Consider the following 16,798-nt stretch of genomic DNA (forward strand, 5'->3'; position numbering starts at 1 on the left):
GTGCGGTACAGGCACAGAAGGCGGTCCGGAACATGGCATTCCTCGGCGGGAGCGACAGCCTGGAGCTCTTCCTCTCGCGTTGCCAGGCCATGAGCGTCGCGTCGGTGCCGGCCTGTCTGGGGGTCACCGTCTTCCTCGTCAAGGAAGAGGGCTGGCACTACAGCTTTCTTGTCTGCTGCCTCCTGCCGTTGATCGCCGCTTACCTGGGGGTCAGGGGTAAGCGGGAGATCCGTGTTGGGGTGGCGGCTACGGGGCTCGTCCTGGCCGTTGCCGCACTGCCGTTGGCGTTCGCGCTGGCAATCCTCGAACGCGCCTGACTCGATCGGCCATTCGTTGATCTTGTTGGCGATCTTGAAATGGCAGGGCGCGTGCACTCGAATGTTTCATGATCGCTCGCTCACTCAATGTGACGATTCAGTCGTCACAAAATCTCCAAGACTCGACGATAGTCTGTGCCCGCGTCATCGCCACGGGGGTGCCCTATCGCCCCCTGCGTCGCAACTGATCGCTTCGCGCAACCAACAAGGGGGTCCTCAGTGGCTGGGGAATTCAAGGTCGATCTTGACCATTTGAAGTCGTTTGGTGACACATTGAAGCGGTCGGTTGAGGAACTGGAGGGGGCGCGCAAAGCGCTCGCGGATGTCCGGGCCGACCAGATCGGCACGCCTCGGCTCGACGAGGCCTGTGACACGTTCCAGGACAGGTGGGCGTACGGGACCGACCAGCTGAAGGACCTGATCAAGGCGGTCGGCGAGGGCGTCGAGACGACCATGCTGAGCTACAAGAAGTTCGAAGAGGAACTGTCCAAGGCCCTGAAGCAGATGAACGACACGGCGGCCGCGAACGCAGGGGGGACCCGCTGATGGCTGCCAACCCGTATGCGAACCTCGGCTGGAATCCCGTTCCCGGTGTACCGGAAGCGGTTTCGACGCTGCAGAAGAAGGTGAAGTCCGCAGCAGACACGCTGGACAACTGCCACAGCCAGATCGAGAGACTGCTCGCGGCCAGTTCCTCCTGGGAGGGGGACGCGGCAAATGCCTTCCGGGACGCCCTCGACGGTGACCTCAAGGAGTACATGAGGAACGCCGGGCAGTCCCTGGGGAAGGCCGCCGGCTGGCTGGGCACCTGGGACGGCGACCTGGCATCTCACCGCGACCTGGCCAAGAAGTACGACGACGCCGCAGGGGAGAAGAAGACCGCCCGCGATTCGGCCCAGCAGCGTCATGACGAAGCCAGCAAGCACCCGGACCTCAAGCTCGCAGGGAAGGAGTATCCCTCCCAGGCGGAGGCCGATGCCGCTACGGCTCGGCTGCGTGCCGCCGAGCGCGCGCTGAACGAAGCCACCACCCAGCTCAACAACGCCACCACCGCGTACAACGACGTCATCAAGAAGGCGCGAGAGCTGGAGGGCGACCACACCGAGCGGGCCAAGTTCATCGCCGGAAAGCTCGACGAGGCCGACGACAAGCTGGCTCCGAAGGAGCCGAATTGGTTCATGTCGGCCGTTCAGGCCATCGGTGAGGGCATCGCCTGGGTCGGTAAGCAGATCTACGAGCACGCCGGAACCATCGGCGCGATCGCCGGTCTCCTCGCCCTCCTCCCGACGCCGGCCGCGCCGATCTTCGCGGCGATCGCCGTGGGCGCCAGCGCGCTCGCCATGACCAAGAACCTCTCGAGCGAGGACTTCAGGGATTCCCTGATGGGCAAGTACGGGTGGAAGGAAGGGGCATTCGCCTGGGGCGCGATGGTCGGTGACACCCTCGGAATGGTGCCCGGCGTCGGAGCGCTCGCCAGGGCCGGCAGTGAGGCGGGGCTCGCGGCGGCGGTTGCCCGGGAGGGTGGAGAGGCCCTGTCACTCGGGTCGAAGATGGCCAACTTCGGCAGTGAAATCGTGCCGGCCTTCAAACTCAAGGCTCTGGAGGCCGCGACGGATCCCGCGGTCGGAGCGCTTCAGTACTCCATCCAAGGCGCGAACGTACTCGCGAACGCGGCGTCGTCGCTGGAGACCGCCGGCGTTCTTCCGAAGAACGGCTACGGACACGATTCCGCCGAGGTGACGAAGATCGGCGCCGCCTCGACCGGGCTGAAGAGCGGCGCCATCGGAATCCTGACGGACATGGGCGAAATGATGAGGGGCATCCGACTGTGAACAGCTTCCTTGACATCGCGCCGCCCGCGCCAAAGCCGGAGTACTGGTACGGACTCCCGTACGGCTACCTCAAGTTGGACCTCCAGCCGACGGCCGAGGGACTCCTGGAGATGGCCCGGCAGATCAACGAGCTGCCCGCTGAGGCCCGTGACCGCGCCGATCAGGTGTTCCGCCTCTATGCCGTCGTGGTGAGCATGCTGCAGAGCCAGCAGGTCCAGGGCTGCGCCCTCGGAATGCACCCCGACGACAACGGCGACCCCCTGATGTCCGTCCTGACGGTCTCCACGCTCGCGACGCCCAAGGGGAACGCCAAGGCCGCGCTCACCCAGATGCTGGCGGCCGGCGCCGGGACCGGCGTGGACAACGGCGTCGTTCCGGTGGAACTGCCGGTCGGGACGGGGTTCCTCATCGAGTCGGAACGGAGCACCGTGTCGCCGGGCGCTCCGCCCGAGGGGCAGGACGAGCCCGTGGAGGACACGGTCTGGCAGGGCACGGTGGTCATTCCGGACACGCGCTCCTCGTCGGTCATCACCGTGCAGTTGGTGACTTCGTCCACGCAGCTCGCCGACGACTACCGTGGAGTGCTGCTGGGCGTCGCCCGTACGGTGACTTTCACCGACCCGGCGGCACCGGCCGCGGCGAACGGCGCGTCCGGACCGTTCGGAGCTCCTGGGGCCGGGTCCGATACGAGGAATCCCTTCGGATGAAAAGGAACCCCTTCGAATGAGCACGGGCGAAACAGGAGGTTCCGCTGTGTCAGAGACCGCGCAGGCGCCTTATGCGACGGACGGCACGGACTTCAAGGGCGCACTGAGGTATTACTACCGCTCCGCGCTCGCGCGGTTCGCGAAGCTCGGCCTGCCCAGTGCGGTCCTGTTTGTTCAGATGTTCCTGTGGCCGATGGACGTCCGCGGATACCTGTTGCCGGTGGCCATCGTGGGAATGTTCGGATTCCTGTTCGCCTTTTTCCTTCTCTACGGCCGTCTGTTCCTGACCTGGCGGTGCGCACGGGCCCTGCGTACGTACCCCCTGGAATTCCGCTCGCCCGTCGAGAAGGTCAAGCTGGAAAGGCCCCTGCGGCTCCACCTGCGATACGGCGACAAGGCCGGTCAGCCGGTGACCCTGCTGGCCAAGGACCCCCTGGGGCGCTCCCGCTGGCCGGACGGCATCGCCAACGGCGTGTGGTTCGCCGGGGACGATCCGTTCGGCGGCGCGGCCATCGTGCCCGGCAGTGGTGAGCTGCTCTTCATGCAGCCCACCGAGTGGGCGTTGTCGGCGAAGGAGCGCGACAGCGCCGGGGAGGTCCGCATCGGGCAGGCCAAGCGGGCCGGGATCAAGAGGGCTGTGCGTTATCGGTAGTCGGCCTTTGCGGGCGGCCCCGGGCCGAATCCGGGAGAGATGCTGTGCAAGAGATCGGTCAGGTGCCTGGCGCGACGGCCGGAGCGGATGTCAGGCGTGCGCTGAAGGACCATTACGGCGTCGCGAATACCTCATCCCTCTCGCGATCATCGGGATGTTTGGATCTTTGATCACCGCGGTTGGCTTCTACGCGAGGCTCTCCTTGATCTGGAGGTGCTCGCGGGTCTTCCGTACGTACCCCATGGAATTCCGTGGGCCGATCGAGAAGATGAATCTGGAGAAGTACGCGAGGTCAGGCTCCGACTGCGCTTCGGCGAGAAGGCTGATCAATCGACGACGATGCAGGCGAAATCCGTCCTTGTACGCTACGGCTGGCCCACGGGCATCGAGAACGGCGTGTCGTTCGCCGGCGACGATCCCTTCGGTGGCGCGGCCATCGTCAAGAAGGCTGTTTCCTACCGGTAGTTCGACGAGGCCACGTCCGGGCCGGCCGCGCACTCGCGCTGCACGCTGGTCCTCCGCGGGCGTTGCCCCGGCTCAGCGACGGGGCTCGACCTCCATGAGGTCGGTGCCGCCGGGGAGAGCGAGGACACCGTGGCCCTCGACATCGCCCGCGTACCAGGCGCCGTACTCCATGGCTTGCGGCCAGTGGCGGCGGTGGACGGCACCGCGGGCCGACAAGAAGTGGTCCGACTGAGTGGGCCCTGCCGACTCGTTCAGCTGGAGCTGGATGGGCACGCCGTTCGGATCCTTGAGGGCGGGGTGCCTGCGAGCCCCGGGAATCCGTCGCCACGGGTGGGCCTCGAGGAGGCGCCGGACTCGCTGGAGGGAGCGCAGGGTGCTGACGTAGAGGTAGAGGAAAACGACGTAGACAAAGAGCAGCAGGCTCAGGACCAAGCCGAGGATGCCGCCGTCCTTTTTCTCCGTGCCGGGCAGAGCGACGATGCCGAACCCCTGCAGCACGCTGAGCGTGACGAACGACGCCACGAAGAGGAAGGTCGCGAGCGACAGGCGTGTGCGGATCGCGCGCCTTGCCTTGTCCCAGGCAGTACGAGTCCCCGGGTGGTCGAAGGCGGCCTTGTCCATGGGGACCTGTGTATCCCGTCCCCGCACAGATGGTTCTCGCATATCCTCCCCCTTTTCCCTTTCCCTCTCGCGGCTCCGGGAACGAAACGGGACTGTGCATCACCGGGCCGGGCCGCCGGAGCCGCCGTTCAGGTTGGCGAGGGCTTCCACCAGCGTTCCCCAGCCGGCGACAGGGAAGTGGACGCTCACCCAAGATCCGTCATCGAACCCGATCTCGTGGGTGCCGTGGCGCGCGCCATTGCGCTTACGGATCCATGCCACACGTGCCCGAGGAACACCCCACCCGTATCGGATACCTGGCTCCACCTCCCGCCCGTCCGGAGACTTCTGGACGTGGACCAGGTGCAGGCCGCGGTCCCCCAGCAGGAGGACCGACACGGCATGGCATTCCTCACGGGGTTGCAGAGCGCTTGCCATGTGCCCCGCAGCGCTGCCCCACTCCCCGAACAGCGCCTGCTCTTTGCGCTCGCCCCGGTTGTCGAAGGCGTCCACTGCCGCGTTCACCGGATTGATGCGGTCAAGGAACTGCTCGGTCCTGGCCGCGCGGTTCAGCCAGCGATCACTGGTCGACCTGGCCTCCGGTTGCGAGAACACGTCCGGCCGCAGGCGGTTCGGAGGTGTCGGAACGCCCTCGCCGATCGCGACTACGTGGGAATCGCTGAGTCGCTCTCCGGCGGGAAGGGCTGCCTTGGCCCGCGTGCGGGCCTCGCGAGCGATGGCGTGATGGTCGGGAGCTGCGGGACCTGAGATCCAGTCCTTGAATCCCGACCAGGTGAGCAACTCCGAGAATCTCACGCGATTATGTCTCTCACTGTGTTCCCGGCAGTTGTCTGAGCGGATCGTAGCTGACGGTCGGCGAGTGCCGAGGAGGAGCGTGGGCTCGGCTCTCGGCGGGGGTAGGCGTAGGGAGTTGCGGATGGATCGGATCGTCAGCAGTTGTTCGTTCACCGCCCGGCTGGAGGGCGCCTGGGAGTGGTGGTCCGCCGCCATCGACGAAGCGCAAGAGGGAGGCTGGGTCCGCGATGCCGTGGAACGGGAGGTGATGGCGGACATCAGGGCGGCGACCAATGCGCTGCACGGTGGGCGGTTGCCGCCGTTCACCGAGGACTCCTGGCATGTGCGCATCGGGCGTATCGCCAACTGGGCCGGTGTCCTTCGGCTGGCGGCGCGGGCGGGTGGGTGGGAGCTCCAACCCGTCATCGGGCAGAGACCGGCGCACCCTGCGGGGATGGCCGAGCTGCTGTCCGGCATCTACGCGGTCGGCGAGCAGGGCGAGATATGGATGAAGCAGCTCCGGGAGGGCTGCCCGCCACCAGAAGGTGAGATCGCCGAAGCCGAGGGGTTCTTGACCGGGCCGGGGTCCATCGAAGATCTTGAGTTGTTCTTCTATTGATCAGGCAGCCGGCAGCAACAGAGGCCCCACGCACATCGCCCCATTCCCCAGCTCCCATGCCCCACGCACCCCGCGACGATCGTGACCACACCCGATGAGGACAGACACGCACCCCAAACCCACCACCGCAGCCTCGCCCACCTCCTGGCGCCGCTGGTCCCTGCTGGTGCCCGTCCTGGTCGTCGCCTCGGCGGGGCTGGTGGCGGCGCACTTCTCGTTCGAGGGCGACAGTTTCCAGAACTGCCGGTATCTGGGTCCGTCCACACGCATGTACGTCACCGCCTGGGCCGGCCCGGTGTGTGCGCTGGCAGCCCTGCTGCTTCTGACGGGCCTGCGCAGTGGGGCGCGTCGGCGGGGGCAGCGACCGGGGGCGGCGTGGCAGGGACGCGTGGCCATGGTGGCCGTGTGCCTCGTCCCCGTACTGCTGCTGGTGCAACTGGCGGCCCTGGCCTGGGTGTACGAGCCGGATCCACCGGGTGGACATGACTGCTCGGGGCTGGCACAGGACCTTGACCGGGTTGCCGCCGCACCACCTGCCTGAACGGGAAGCGAAAACTCCTGTCGGCCGGAGGAACGCATGCGCGCCTCCGGCCGACAGGAGCTTCTCATCGAGCAGCAGTCCGGGGACTCAGCCCGGATTGGGCCCCTGAGGCGGCATCGTGCCCGCCGGTCCCATCGGCCCGGGCACCGGCGCGGGCGCCGGTGTCCTGCGGCGGCCGGACCGAATCAGGAGCACACCGCCGATCAGCATCACCACCCCCACGCCACCGGCGACCGCGCCGGTCATCCACAGCTCCTGCTCCAGCTCGGGGTGCGTGGTCTTCGGCGTGCCGTCCGGCGTCCCCAGGTACTGCTTGCCCTTGTACGCCATCGGCGCCGTCTTGTCCGCGGGCGGCGTGGAGGAGGCCTTCACGGCCGCGGCCGCGTCGATCTGTCCGTAGCCGAGCAGGGCGCTGCCGCCGCCGACGGGGCGGTTGGCGCTGGCGATCAGGACGTCGTTCACCTGGGCGGGGGTCAGCTTCGGGTTCTTCGCCTTCATGAGCGCCACGACGCCGGCGGCCAGCGCGCAGGCAGGCGAGGTGCCGTTGACCGCCTTGTAGCCGCCGTTGTTCGTCGCACTGGTGATGGCGACGCCCGGCGCGGCGACGTCGTTGTAGGTGTGCACCGTGGAGAACTCGGCGCGGGTGCCGTTCTGCTGGGTGGCGGCCACCGCGATCACTCCGGCGTAACCGGCCGGGTACGAAACGCTGTTGAGCCCGTCGCCCGAGTTGCCGGCTGAGGCGAGCACCGGCACGCCCGCGAGCAGGGCGTAGTCCACGGCTGCGGACTCCTCGGCGGAGTAGGTGTTGAACCAGTCGCTGCTGCCGAGCGACATGGAGATCACGTCGGCCCCGTGGTCGACCGCGTACTGGATGCCTGCCTCGATGGGGCTCTTGCCCTGGTTCCGAAGTTCTTCCAGGTCCTTGACGTCGGGCGTCTCGTCATCGCTGTCGTCGATCACGCGCACAGAGAGGATCTTGGCCTTGGGAGCGACTTTGAGGACGTCCGAGGCCATGGCGGTGCCATGCTCTCCCCACTTCGGGTCTCCCGGCTCCAGCCCGTCCTTGAGGAAGTCGGGGCCGGTGGTCACCCTGCCCTTGAGGGCGGGATGGTCCTCCATCACACCCGAGTCGAGAACCGCGACCGTCATTCCCTCGCCCTGGCTCTGCTGCTGCGCCGCGGACAGCCCGAGCGCCTGCCCTTCCCAGCCGACCGGCGTGGCCGCCTGCGCGGGCGTGGTGGCCAGCGTGCCCACCAGGCCGGTGAGGGCTACCGCGGTGCAGGTCGCGCGTATGCTTTGAAACTTCACCGTGGGGTTCACCTCGCCAGGTTCATGATGTGGCTGCCGAAGGTGCGGGCGAGGGCGTCGGCCTCGTCCATCCACGGCTTTCGGTCCTCGACCGTCCCGATGCCCTCGCCAAAGTCGCCGGGCAGGGTGGCCGGATTGCGTCCGTCGACCGCACCGGTCGTGACAGCGACGGCGTACGTTCCGAGGGGGTCCCCGCCCATGCCGTTGCGCCTGCTGTCCTGCCACTTGGCCGCGAGCGTTCCGGGAACCTGCAGCGGAACCACCGCGGCGTCGGGGACGTCCTCCCCCGACTGATCCTCGAGGTACTGGCCCAGTTCCGACCCGGCTTCGCTGTCCTTGGGCATCACGACGATCGCGACCGTGGCGACCATCTCACCGGTGAGATCGACATAGGTGGCGCGCAGCACGGCCTCGCAGCCGAGCTCCAGCGCCTTCTCCTTGGTCTCTCCGCTGAGGCCCTTGGAGCACGAGGTGTCCTCGGAGATGCCCATCCGGTTCCACTGGGCGATCTTCTTGTCCGACGCCTCGTACGTGTAGTTGGGCGGGTTGCCGATGGTCTCCGGGAAGAGATTGTCGGTGGTTTCGTTGCGCCACACCACCGCGTCGTAGGCCTGGTTGGGTATCACCTGCTGCGCGTTGCTGTACGCGTGCGCCACCAGCGCTCCGCCGCCGAGCATGCCGAGCACGCCGAAGACGGTCAGCACGATGCCGAACGCCTTACGGCCGGTCCGTCCGCCACCCGAGGGAGGTACCGGCGCCCCGGGCACGGGGCCGCCGGGGACGGCGTACCCCGGAACAGGGCCGCCGGGGACAGGCCCTCCGGGGACGGGACCGCCGGGGGCGGGGTGATGCGCGGGCGGGGCGGCGTATCCACCGTACGGAGACGGACCCGGCTGAGCCGGAGCGGCAGCCGGGGGGTGCCCTGCAGCCGGCGGAGGCCCTGGGGGCGCCGCCGGCATGGGCGGCGGTACCGGTGCCGCTCCCTGTCCTTGCGGTTGCCAACCACTTTGCGGTGGCGGTTGCCCATACGGATTACCGCCGCTGGGCGGCGTGGGGTAAGACATGGTTCCCTCTCACACGTCCTTCTGCGAGGGAGCACGATGCGTGGTCCGGGCTCACACGACAGGAGCCCGCATCTCCACCGACCCGTACCCAGGTCACCGCGAGGCTCGACTCGAGCCACTCGCACACCTTTCGGCGCCCCCGTGAGTCTCCCGACACCTTATGACCTTCGCAGACGCAAGGTGCGTGGGGTCCCGTGGAGCTCCTATAACGATCTTATTGACGGGCTTGTCTGCGGTAGAGAGCTATGGCTGTCTCCACCGGGTAGTTGGGGACGGCGACCGTCTCGCCGGTGTCCTTGGCGACGATGATCTTGCTGCCGCCCGGTGCGGCCGGTGCTGCGGGCCGGGTCGGGGCCGAGGCACCGGTGGCGGGTGGGAACGTCGCGTACACCAGGTAGCCGATGTCGAACTCGTGGACGTGCAGGGGAGCGGGGGTGCCGTCCGGCAGCTCGGGTTGTGCGTAGCGGCTGCGGACGATGGCGAGGGCCTGCTCGGGGGTTGTCGGTGGGGTGGGAGTGTCGGGCGGCATGAGGCCGGCGGTCTCCTTGGCGCGAGTAGTCGGGGTCGTCATACGGCCGGGTGCCCGATCCTCGTGGGAGTCGGGCACCCGGTGCCGTCCGCGCCGACGTCAGTCGGTTGTCGGAAGGGCGACCAGCGTGTACGCCTGTTCCCCGGCGAGCACGCTCGGCTTCGCCTCGGACACATAGAGCCGGTCCTTGTTCCAGAAGGGCATGGCGGAGATGGACATGCCCTTGTCGACCTTCTCCGGGTACTCGACGACGGTGTTCATCGCACCGTCCTCGGCACCGAACTCGACGAGCTCGGCCCCCTTGTCGTTGTCATTGTTGGTCACGTAGGCCAGGATGCGATCGCTTCCGGCCGCCGGCAGCGGGTAGTACTCCTTGAACTGGACCGACTCCGTTTTCCACAGCTGCTTACCGCTGTCGAGGTCGTACGCGACCATGAGGCCCTTGCTGTTCCCCTCGGACACGCCCATCACGAACGTGTCACCGAAGACGCCGGCCTCCGGCCAGCGACCGCCGTCCGAGCCGTGAGTCTGGAGGTATTCGGCGGGCTTGGCGGGGGAGAACTCGCTGCGTACCTTCCCTGTCTTGTCGTCGAGGGAGAAGAGCGCTTCTCCGTTGTCGCCTTCCCGGATCATGACGATGGGAGAGGTCGAAAGGACGTTGCCGCTGGAGAGCTCGCCGAAGCTGTCTTCGGGAATCTCGTGACGGTAGGTCCAGCGGGGCTTACCGGTGGCCGGGTCGACCAGCGAGACCTCGTCCCATCCATCGCCCCAGTCGGGGTCGTCGGGGTCGTTGATCTGGCAGTGACGGACCCTGAGCAGCGCCTCGCCACCGCTGAAGCCGCCGCTGGGGCAGTCAGCCGTCGCGAACCGCTTCGGGTTCCAGGCCGGGGTGCCGTCGGCCGCCTTCAGGGCAAGCGCCGTGTTTCCGCCATTGATGAGGACGACATCGCCGGCACGAGCGACCGACGCACCGTCCGAGGAGTCACCCAGGCTGATCTTCTTGTCCCAGAGCTCCTTGCCGGTGTTGAGGTCGTATGCCACGACGTGGTCGCAGGCCTTGCCCTCACCATGGGTGACGACGCCGATGTCGCCCGAGGAGTACTCGGGCGCGATGCACGAATGGTTGCTGCCGCCGGGGAGGGACGTGGCCCACAGCTGCTTCCCGGTATCGAGGTCGTACGCCTTCACACCGCCGGTCAGGACCTGGACCACCGCCTTGTCGGTAAACCAGGTGCCCCGGTTGCCGTCGATGTTCGAGCCGACGGAATTTCCCGCAGGCTTGGGGGCGGCAACACTCCACAGCACGTTGTTGCTGGCCGAGCCGACGAACATGTACCAGGCCCCGTAACCGGCCCCGCTCAGGACGAGTACGGCCATGACGAGCAGCACGATCATCCCGACCGGCTTCTTGCGCGCGTTCCCATGGTGAGGCGGGCCGACGGGGCCTGCAGGACCCCCGGGTGCGCCGTAGCCGTACCCCTGCGGGGGCTGCTGGGGGTAGCCGGGGCCCTGCTGAGGTTGCTGCGGGTGTCCGTACCCCTGCGGGGGCTGTTGGGGATGGCCGTAACCCTGCGGCGGCTGTTGGGGATAGCCGTACCCGGGCGGGGGTGCCTGCGGCGGCCCAGGCTGCGGGGCCTGCTGCGGCGCACCGTACCCGTATTGCTGAGGAGGCTGCGGAGGCTGTGGCGGGCTCTGCGGCGGGCCCTGAGGCGGGCTCTGCGGCGGCGCCGGAGGCTGCTGGGGGTAGCCGTATCCCGGCGGGGGTACGGGCGGTGGAGGCTGCTGGCCGTACCCGCCGCCGGCTCCCTGCATACCGTCTGTGGACATCAGCTGTTGCTCCTCACGTAACGGGCCCAGGCGGCCTCGAACTCGCTCTTGCCCATGCCCGTGGCCTCGCGCAGCTGCTGGTCGAGCTGGTCAGGGTTGTCGTAGTGGTCGGTGACGAACTTCAACGCAGCGGCCTCGCCGCCCTTTTCGGCGATGAACCGGATGGCCATGTAGCTGAGCGTGTAATTCGTGGAGACCTCGTCGTCGAACCCGGCTTCATTGGGCAGCGAGCCCCCGAACGCCTTACCGGTGACGTCGTTCCGGATGCTCCATTCGCCGAGCTCGCGGTCGAAACGGAACGCCATGTAATCGGCGAAACCCTCCACGACCCACCAGTTCGTGTAGGTCTCGGAGTCGAAGCCGGAAGCACCCTCGAGCGGCTGGACGATGGCGTGCGCGAACTCGTGGTGGGAGATCTCCTGAACGAGCTTCGGCCAGTACGTCGCGTTGGTGAAGCGCTTCCCGGACATGTCCATCTTCACTCGGGCGCCGCCGTACTCCAGGTCCTTCTCGTCGCCACTGGAATTGGCGTCGAAGGCGGGCATCGCCACGCTCTGGCCGGCTTCCCACGAGACGGATTCCGAGCCGTACAGGGAGGAATAGGTCTTGCGGTCGCGCTCGAGAACTGCCACGAATCCTGTGGGAGTCTCGGTTCCCGCGGGCCCCTTCGCCTTCCACAGCTCGATGTCGTCCTTCGCGGCCTTCTCGATGTACGGCGCGAAACGGTCCGTGTCCGCGGCGTACTTCTTGTCCGAGATCGTGAGCGTGTGGTCCTGCTTCACGACGTGCATGTCCTCATAGAGGTCCCAGGGCGCCGAGTTGTACACGTAGCTCGCGGAGCCGTAGGCGTCGGTCGCGGGCCCCACTCGGGTGATCTGCGGCTCGGCGTCCTTCGATTCCCGCTTGATGATCCAGCGGTACCACTCGGACACCGGCCGGACGTCCACGTTCTGGATCTTGTGGACGAAGGCGACATCGAGAGCGACCGTCGCCCCGTCGCCGTATTCGTCGGTGGTGTTGCCGCTTTGGTTGAGGATGGAGTACTCGGCCTGCGCGAAGGGTATTTTGCGCAGATTCCGGAAGAGGTTCTGCTGCTTGTCCTTGGCCTTGCCGGTGAAGGGGGCGAGATAGGCGTCCTCGTCACCGCTCTTCAACGCCTGGCTACGGCCGTCGAGCAACTCCTCGATGTCCTCGGGGCTGAGCAACTGCTCGCTCTGCGTGTCGCCGCCCGCGGAGGGCAGCGAGCCGCCGCCGACGGCCTTGTACACGGCGAGCCCGCCGACACCCAGGACCGCCAGCACGGCCAGGACGACAACGCCGATGACGGCCTTCTTCAGACCCTTGCCCTGATCACCGCCGCCGCCTCCACCCGGGGGCTGCTGTTGCGGGTACGGCGTGTGGGGCGCCGCCCCAGGCCAGCTCGGAGGCGTGCCGGGCGGATACTGCGGCGGGTAGCCGACAGGTCCCGGCGCGGCTTGGGGCGGGTACGGCGCGCCACCGTGCTGTGGCGCCGGCGCCCACCCTCCCTGCCCCTGCGGATACGCGCCGCCCGGGCCTGTGGGCGGCGGAGGGTACGACATGAACTCCCTCTCCCCTGAATCTCGATGGTGCGCGGGACCGGGAAGTGCCGCGCATGCATCGGAGAGCTCGTGGCCGCGAAGCCCACAGAGAAATGGAGCGCTGCCTGAACGCTCAACCCCCTCGGCTGAGCCTGATCAGCTCAGCGTGACCAACTTCAGTGTGTTCGCACGGGCGATGACTCGCCGCTCATGCCTCAGCATCCCCGTTAATGCTCATGACACCCTACAAGCAGGTCAGTTGCAGGCCGGGACGGTTCCCTATCCATGTGATAAAGCTCGTGAAGATGTTGTGGGGCCGGTCTTCACAGGTGCGGCGCCGCTGCCCCTTCGGAGGGGCCTGCGAAGGGAAGCGGGTCCGCCGCTTCTCCAGGGGCCACATGCCGTAGACGATGCCGGATGCGCCGTCGAGTGCGATGTCGCTGTAAACGGCCTTGCCGAGTTGAACCCAGTCGGTGAAGTCCGCCGGCGCTCCTTGGTACGTCGAGAAACCCGCCGTCGGCCGATGGGACAGCAGCGGCGTCAGGCCGTCGGCGAGGTCGCCCCTGATCTCGAACAGCACGCCTTCGGCTCTCGGGATCCCGATGTGGGCCAGGAACGTGCGGGAGTCGGTGTGGCGAGGCAGCGGACCTGCCGGTCCAGCGGCGTGCGTGAAATCTGGTCCGCCGGGAGGACGCTGCGAAGGATTTCGGCGGTGACCGGAGCGATCATTCTGCCTGCTCACCGAATCTCGGGACAGGCCACATACTCGAGAATTCCGTGCCAGCGGGAATGACTCACTGCCAGCGCTTCCGGATCGATCTCCCGCATCTCGTCGGCCAGACGCCGCGCCGCTCCCTCCGGGTCGAGCGTCTCCTGTTCCGACTCGAACTCGAAGTCGTAGTTCGGACGCTCCTTCTCCAGCAGGTGGAGAAAGTGAGCGAACGAGTCGAGGTCCTTGTTCAGCGGATAGATCTCGGACTCGTCACCCGGAAGGCAGTGGACGACCCCTGTGACCCCGTCGAGGGCGATGTCATCGTAGGGAATCACGCCGAGAAGAAGCCAACTCTCGGCGCTTTCGGGCAGGTTCGTCCACCGCTCGCGCAGATCGTCGTAGCAGTCACCGAGTGTCCTCGCCTGCTCTGCACTCCCGTCCACGAGGTCGAACCAGGGATTGGGGCGGGACGGAATGCCGACGTGGCGCAGGAAGCGCGAACTCGGCTGGTGCCGGATGCCTGCCACTGCCGCCGCTGAGAACGTCGTGAGCTCGTCCGGGCTGAATGCCGACTCCAGGGTCTTTCGGTCAATGGGCGTTGACATGGTGTGGTCCGGACACCTCGTACGTCGAGTTCGGCGTGGTGGTGTGGCCGTCCTGTGGAGGAGCGGTCAGCGAATCGCTCGGCCACCACCCGCCCCACGACATGCCCGACCCACCTCTGCGATCCTGAGTCTCGTCATCGTCATCGTCACACGGCAACGACAGTTGGGCGGCCATGAATTACAGCAGCCAGGGCCAGGGACGGGCTTCGGAAGGACAGCCGCCGGGGCAGCCGCAGGCGCCGGGACAGTACGGGCAGGCCCCGGCTTCAACGCCGTATCCGAATCCGAACCCCATGCCACTGACCATGATCGAGATCCAGAACTACAGGCTGAGCAGGTACGACCGGGTCCCGGCCGGGGAGCCGACCGTCACCATCCGTTCGGTGGACCCGGCGACGAAGGGCAACGCGATCGCGTACGTCCATGTGCCGCCGGACGCCCCGAAGGGAGGGCGCACGGCACGGCCGCCGTTCCACATCAGCGGCCTGCAGGGTGAGGTGCTCTGCTCCGTCCGGGCCGTCGGTGAAGGCGCTTACGACGTTCACGGTGGCGACGGCACGGTCATCGGGCGGATCACTCGGCGCGGCGGACGTGTGCTGCCCTGGCCGCGTCGAGTGCAGTGGACTCTCCAGCCGGCAACCAGGGCCGAGCCCTTGACCGCGAAGCGGGGAAGCGCGGGGGGCTGGGTGGCCTGGTCGCTCCTCGGGTTCCCGCTCTACTTGGTCTTCTGGGTGGTCTCGGCCGCCCAGGGGCTGCTTCTGCTGCTGGTCGGGGACAAGGAGGAGGCGAAGAAGGAATCGGCCTGGGAACTGGAGCCCCCGAGCCGTGCCGTGTGGCATCCGTCCGGTGGCTCCGGCGCGGTCGTCGACTACCGGGGTGGCAGCGTCTTTCACATCGAGTCGCAGCGGCTGGACCTCCGGCTCGCCTACGCACAGGCCGTGCTGCACATGTGGGACGGCATCTGAGGGGCACCATGCCATGTTGGCGACAGCGAACCTCTCCGTGTATCACGGAGGTTGGCTCCGATAATCTGTGCGGCGGTCACTTGATCACAACTACGGGGAGACACGGGGATGGCGGACTTCCAGATCGATGTCGATCGTATGAAGACCCTGATCAACAGGTTGGACCAGGTGGACGACCGCATGCGCGGCGCCCAGGAGCGGCTCAACAAGGTGGGTCCCAAGGGACTGGGTACGGACGGTCTCGACAACGCCTGTGACGACTTCCAGGACGACTGGGGCGACGGCATCAAGCGGATCGCCGACGGCGCCAAGCAGCTGCATGAGGGGCTCAAGAAGACGGTCGAGTCGTACGAGTCGACCGACAAGGAGCTGCAGAAGGGCTTCAGCCAGGCGTAGTTCCGGCCCCGCTGATCCGAAAACCTGCACAACTCGCACACAACGGGGAGAAGACGATGGGAATGTTCGACGATCCCAACTGGCCCGGTCTGACGTTCAACCCGGCCAAGGGCGATTTGCACACGATCGAGTCGCTGGCGTACGACGTCAAGACGGTCGGCGACGAGCTCGACGAGATGCGCGAGATGCTCCTGAGCATCGGTAAGACGGACGGGGTCTGGGACGGTGACGCCGCCAAGAAGTTCCAGGACAAGGTCGGCGAGCTGCCCAAGTACCTGAAGCAGGGCCACGAGTCGATGAACGCCTGCTCCAGGGCGCTCCGCAGCTGGCACGACGAGCTCCAGACCATGCAGCAGCGGGCCAAGAGCCTCGAGGAACAGGCGCTCGATGCCCGCAAGCGGCTCGACCAGAAGAACGAAGCGGTCGACCGGGTCAACGTCAAGATCGAAGGGGCGATGTTCCGCCAGCTCACCGAGCAGGAGGCCAAGTCCCTCTCGGAGGAGGCCGACTCCGCCTCGGCGGCGGCCAAGGAGGCCGCGGCCGATCTGCAGTCGCTCATCAAGAAGGGCGAGGAGCTCCGCAAGAACTGGGAGGAGCAGGCGGAGAAGGCCGAGAAGGCCATCCGCGAGGCTTCGAAGAACCGGCCGCCGGACATCAGCATCTGGGACAAGATCACGGATGGCCTGAAGGGCGCCTGGGACGGCTTCAAGAACTTCCTGATCGACAACGCGGACCTGTTCTCCACCATCTCCAGCGCACTCGCCGCCGCCGCGCTCGTCGTCAACGTCGTCCCGGTCTTCGGCCAGGCAGCTTCGGCGATCCTCGGTGCGGGATCGGTGGCCTTCGCCGGCGCGGCCATGGCCGGCCACATCATGGGCGGTGCCTCGCCCCTGAAGATCGGACTCGATGCGCTCGGCCTCATCCCGGGAGGAAAGGCGCTCTGGGCCGCGGCGAAGGCTCCCAAAGCCCTGGCGACGGTGTTCGGCCAGAGCTCCCGTATGGCACGCGCCGCGCACGGGCTGATGGATGGCATCAAGAATCCGCTCAGCACCAAGCTGATCAACGGCGGGATCAAGTTGTTCGGTGGAAAGCCGTTGCCGCCCGATCTCGTCTCGCTCGGGACCAAGAGCCTTGCCACGGGAATCGGCGTCGGCAAGGAACTCTTCGGCGGGGGAGGCGAAGGCCACTTCAGCAAGATCGAACAGCCGGTCAGGACCATGCCGGCCCCTGGTACCCCGCCCGTCACCACCATGCCGTATCCGGCCAGCCCCGATAAGTTCCACCAGTCCCTGGCGGCGTGACCGA

At 67.2% G+C, this 16,798-nt stretch carries 20 protein-coding genes; 11 read left to right on the forward strand and 9 right to left on the reverse strand.

What is annotated here, in order from left to right; translation table 11 throughout:
* Positions 1-32 precede the first annotated feature (32 nt).
* The 6 genes from EJ357_RS33700 to EJ357_RS33725 all read left to right on the forward strand — a co-directional run bounded on the left by EJ357_RS33700 (position 33) and on the right by EJ357_RS33725 (position 3,973).
* On the forward strand, positions 33-317 hold the full coding sequence (locus tag EJ357_RS33700; RefSeq protein WP_126395474.1) for a hypothetical protein: 285 nt from the start codon (positions 33-35) through the stop codon (positions 315-317).
* Positions 318-536: 219 nt separating this feature from the next.
* The gene (locus EJ357_RS33705) at positions 537-863 is read left to right on the forward strand and encodes a DUF6317 family protein (protein ID WP_093911592.1); all 327 of its coding nucleotides are present in this window, start codon (positions 537-539) and stop codon (positions 861-863) included.
* Entirely contained in the window at positions 863-2,149 is a 1,287-nt protein-coding gene (locus EJ357_RS33710) for a putative T7SS-secreted protein (protein WP_126395475.1), read from the forward strand. The genes EJ357_RS33705 and EJ357_RS33710 overlap by 1 nt, the downstream gene beginning before the upstream one ends.
* Positions 2,146-2,856, forward strand: coding sequence for a hypothetical protein (locus EJ357_RS33715; protein WP_126395476.1), 711 nt, complete (start codon positions 2,146-2,148; stop codon positions 2,854-2,856). Before EJ357_RS33710 ends, EJ357_RS33715 begins: the two co-directional genes overlap by 4 nt.
* Before the next feature lie 46 nt (positions 2,857-2,902).
* A complete protein-coding gene (locus tag EJ357_RS33720; RefSeq protein WP_228472694.1) occupies positions 2,903-3,508 on the forward strand; it encodes a hypothetical protein in 606 nt (201 codons plus the stop codon).
* Positions 3,509-3,721: 213 nt separating this feature from the next.
* Complete coding sequence (locus EJ357_RS33725; RefSeq protein WP_126395478.1) at positions 3,722-3,973, forward strand: hypothetical protein; 252 nt, start codon at positions 3,722-3,724, stop codon at positions 3,971-3,973.
* Between the two features lie 72 nt (positions 3,974-4,045).
* Here EJ357_RS33725 and EJ357_RS33730 read toward each other — a convergent pair whose 3' ends face one another.
* Positions 4,046-4,594, reverse strand: a complete 549-nt coding sequence (locus EJ357_RS33730; RefSeq protein ID WP_126395479.1) for a hypothetical protein — start codon at positions 4,592-4,594, stop codon at positions 4,046-4,048.
* Between the two features lie 99 nt (positions 4,595-4,693).
* Positions 4,694-5,389, reverse strand: a complete 696-nt coding sequence (locus EJ357_RS33735; protein WP_126395480.1) for a hypothetical protein — start codon at positions 5,387-5,389, stop codon at positions 4,694-4,696.
* A 121-nt stretch (positions 5,390-5,510) separates the two neighbouring features.
* Between EJ357_RS33735 and EJ357_RS33740 the strand changes: the two genes are divergently transcribed.
* Together EJ357_RS33740 and EJ357_RS33745 are read left to right on the forward strand one after the other, a co-directional pair.
* The gene (locus tag EJ357_RS33740) at positions 5,511-5,987 is read left to right on the forward strand and encodes a hypothetical protein (RefSeq protein WP_126395481.1); all 477 of its coding nucleotides are present in this window, start codon (positions 5,511-5,513) and stop codon (positions 5,985-5,987) included.
* A 94-nt stretch (positions 5,988-6,081) separates the two neighbouring features.
* Positions 6,082-6,528, forward strand: a complete 447-nt coding sequence (locus tag EJ357_RS33745; protein ID WP_126395482.1) for a hypothetical protein — start codon at positions 6,082-6,084, stop codon at positions 6,526-6,528.
* A gap of 87 nt (positions 6,529-6,615) precedes the next feature.
* On the opposite strand, the gene EJ357_RS33750 is transcribed toward EJ357_RS33745, so the two are convergent.
* From EJ357_RS33750 to EJ357_RS33785, 7 genes are all read right to left on the reverse strand, one after another.
* Entirely contained in the window at positions 6,616-7,836 is a 1,221-nt protein-coding gene (locus EJ357_RS33750) for a S8 family peptidase (protein WP_228472695.1), read from the reverse strand.
* Positions 7,837-7,844: 8 nt separating this feature from the next.
* Positions 7,845-8,540 carry a hypothetical protein gene (locus EJ357_RS33755; RefSeq protein WP_126395483.1) on the reverse strand — a complete coding sequence of 232 codons (696 nt, stop codon included), beginning with the start codon at positions 8,538-8,540 and terminating at the stop codon, positions 7,845-7,847.
* A gap of 574 nt (positions 8,541-9,114) precedes the next feature.
* A complete protein-coding gene (locus EJ357_RS33765) occupies positions 9,115-9,429 on the reverse strand; it encodes a hypothetical protein (RefSeq protein WP_126395484.1) in 315 nt (104 codons plus the stop codon).
* 99 nt (positions 9,430-9,528) lie between these two features.
* A complete protein-coding gene (locus EJ357_RS33770; RefSeq protein WP_175647613.1) occupies positions 9,529-10,824 on the reverse strand; it encodes an outer membrane protein assembly factor BamB family protein in 1,296 nt (431 codons plus the stop codon).
* A gap of 431 nt (positions 10,825-11,255) precedes the next feature.
* Positions 11,256-12,836 (reverse strand): hypothetical protein, encoded by a 1,581-nt coding sequence (locus tag EJ357_RS33775; protein ID WP_126395486.1) that lies wholly within the window; start codon positions 12,834-12,836, stop codon positions 11,256-11,258.
* A gap of 223 nt (positions 12,837-13,059) precedes the next feature.
* A complete protein-coding gene (locus tag EJ357_RS33780) occupies positions 13,060-13,557 on the reverse strand; it encodes an SUKH-4 family immunity protein (protein ID WP_175647614.1) in 498 nt (165 codons plus the stop codon).
* Entirely contained in the window at positions 13,554-14,132 is a 579-nt protein-coding gene (locus EJ357_RS33785; protein WP_126395488.1) for an SUKH-4 family immunity protein, read from the reverse strand. Before EJ357_RS33785 ends, EJ357_RS33780 begins: the two co-directional genes overlap by 4 nt.
* Before the next feature lie 305 nt (positions 14,133-14,437).
* On the opposite strand from EJ357_RS33785, the gene EJ357_RS33790 reads away from it, so the two are divergent.
* The 3 genes from EJ357_RS33790 (at position 14,438) to EJ357_RS33800 (ending at position 16,794) form a co-directional block, all read left to right on the forward strand.
* Positions 14,438-15,097: a hypothetical protein gene (locus tag EJ357_RS33790; RefSeq protein ID WP_126395489.1), complete on the forward strand. Its 660-nt coding sequence runs from the start codon at positions 14,438-14,440 to the stop codon at positions 15,095-15,097.
* 108 nt (positions 15,098-15,205) lie between these two features.
* Complete coding sequence (locus tag EJ357_RS33795) at positions 15,206-15,493, forward strand: WXG100 family type VII secretion target (RefSeq protein ID WP_093911607.1); 288 nt, start codon at positions 15,206-15,208, stop codon at positions 15,491-15,493.
* A gap of 56 nt (positions 15,494-15,549) precedes the next feature.
* Positions 15,550-16,794 carry a WXG100 family type VII secretion target gene (locus EJ357_RS33800; protein ID WP_126395490.1) on the forward strand — a complete coding sequence of 415 codons (1,245 nt, stop codon included), beginning with the start codon at positions 15,550-15,552 and terminating at the stop codon, positions 16,792-16,794.
* The last annotated feature ends 4 nt before the right edge of the window (positions 16,795-16,798 follow it).

Source organism: Streptomyces cyaneochromogenes (genome assembly GCF_003963535.1).
Taxonomy (GTDB): domain Bacteria; phylum Actinomycetota; class Actinomycetes; order Streptomycetales; family Streptomycetaceae; genus Streptomyces; species Streptomyces shaanxiensis.

Excerpts from the sequence above, each read along its gene's own strand:
- EJ357_RS33775 (WP_126395486.1), bottom strand. The coding sequence starts at position 12,836 with ATGTCGTACCCTCCGCCGCCCACAGGCCCGGGCGGCGCGTATCCGCAG.
- EJ357_RS33770 (WP_175647613.1), bottom strand. The coding sequence starts at position 10,824 with ATGATCGTGCTGCTCGTCATGGCCGTACTCGTCCTGAGCGGGGCCGGT.
- EJ357_RS33790 (WP_126395489.1), top strand. The coding sequence starts at position 14,438 with ATGATCGAGATCCAGAACTACAGGCTGAGCAGGTACGACCGGGTCCCG.
- EJ357_RS33745 (WP_126395482.1), top strand. The coding sequence starts at position 6,082 with ATGAGGACAGACACGCACCCCAAACCCACCACCGCAGCCTCGCCCACC.
- EJ357_RS33795 (WP_093911607.1), top strand. The coding sequence starts at position 15,206 with ATGGCGGACTTCCAGATCGATGTCGATCGTATGAAGACCCTGATCAAC.
- EJ357_RS33785 (WP_126395488.1), bottom strand. The coding sequence starts at position 14,132 with ATGTCAACGCCCATTGACCGAAAGACCCTGGAGTCGGCATTCAGCCCG.
- EJ357_RS33730 (WP_126395479.1), bottom strand. The coding sequence starts at position 4,594 with ATGGACAAGGCCGCCTTCGACCACCCGGGGACTCGTACTGCCTGGGAC.
- EJ357_RS33765 (WP_126395484.1), bottom strand. The coding sequence starts at position 9,429 with ATGCCGCCCGACACTCCCACCCCACCGACAACCCCCGAGCAGGCCCTC.
- EJ357_RS33700 (WP_126395474.1), top strand. The coding sequence starts at position 33 with ATGGCATTCCTCGGCGGGAGCGACAGCCTGGAGCTCTTCCTCTCGCGT.
- EJ357_RS33800 (WP_126395490.1), top strand. The coding sequence starts at position 15,550 with ATGGGAATGTTCGACGATCCCAACTGGCCCGGTCTGACGTTCAACCCG.
- EJ357_RS33710 (WP_126395475.1), top strand. The coding sequence starts at position 863 with ATGGCTGCCAACCCGTATGCGAACCTCGGCTGGAATCCCGTTCCCGGT.
- EJ357_RS33740 (WP_126395481.1), top strand. The coding sequence starts at position 5,511 with ATGGATCGGATCGTCAGCAGTTGTTCGTTCACCGCCCGGCTGGAGGGC.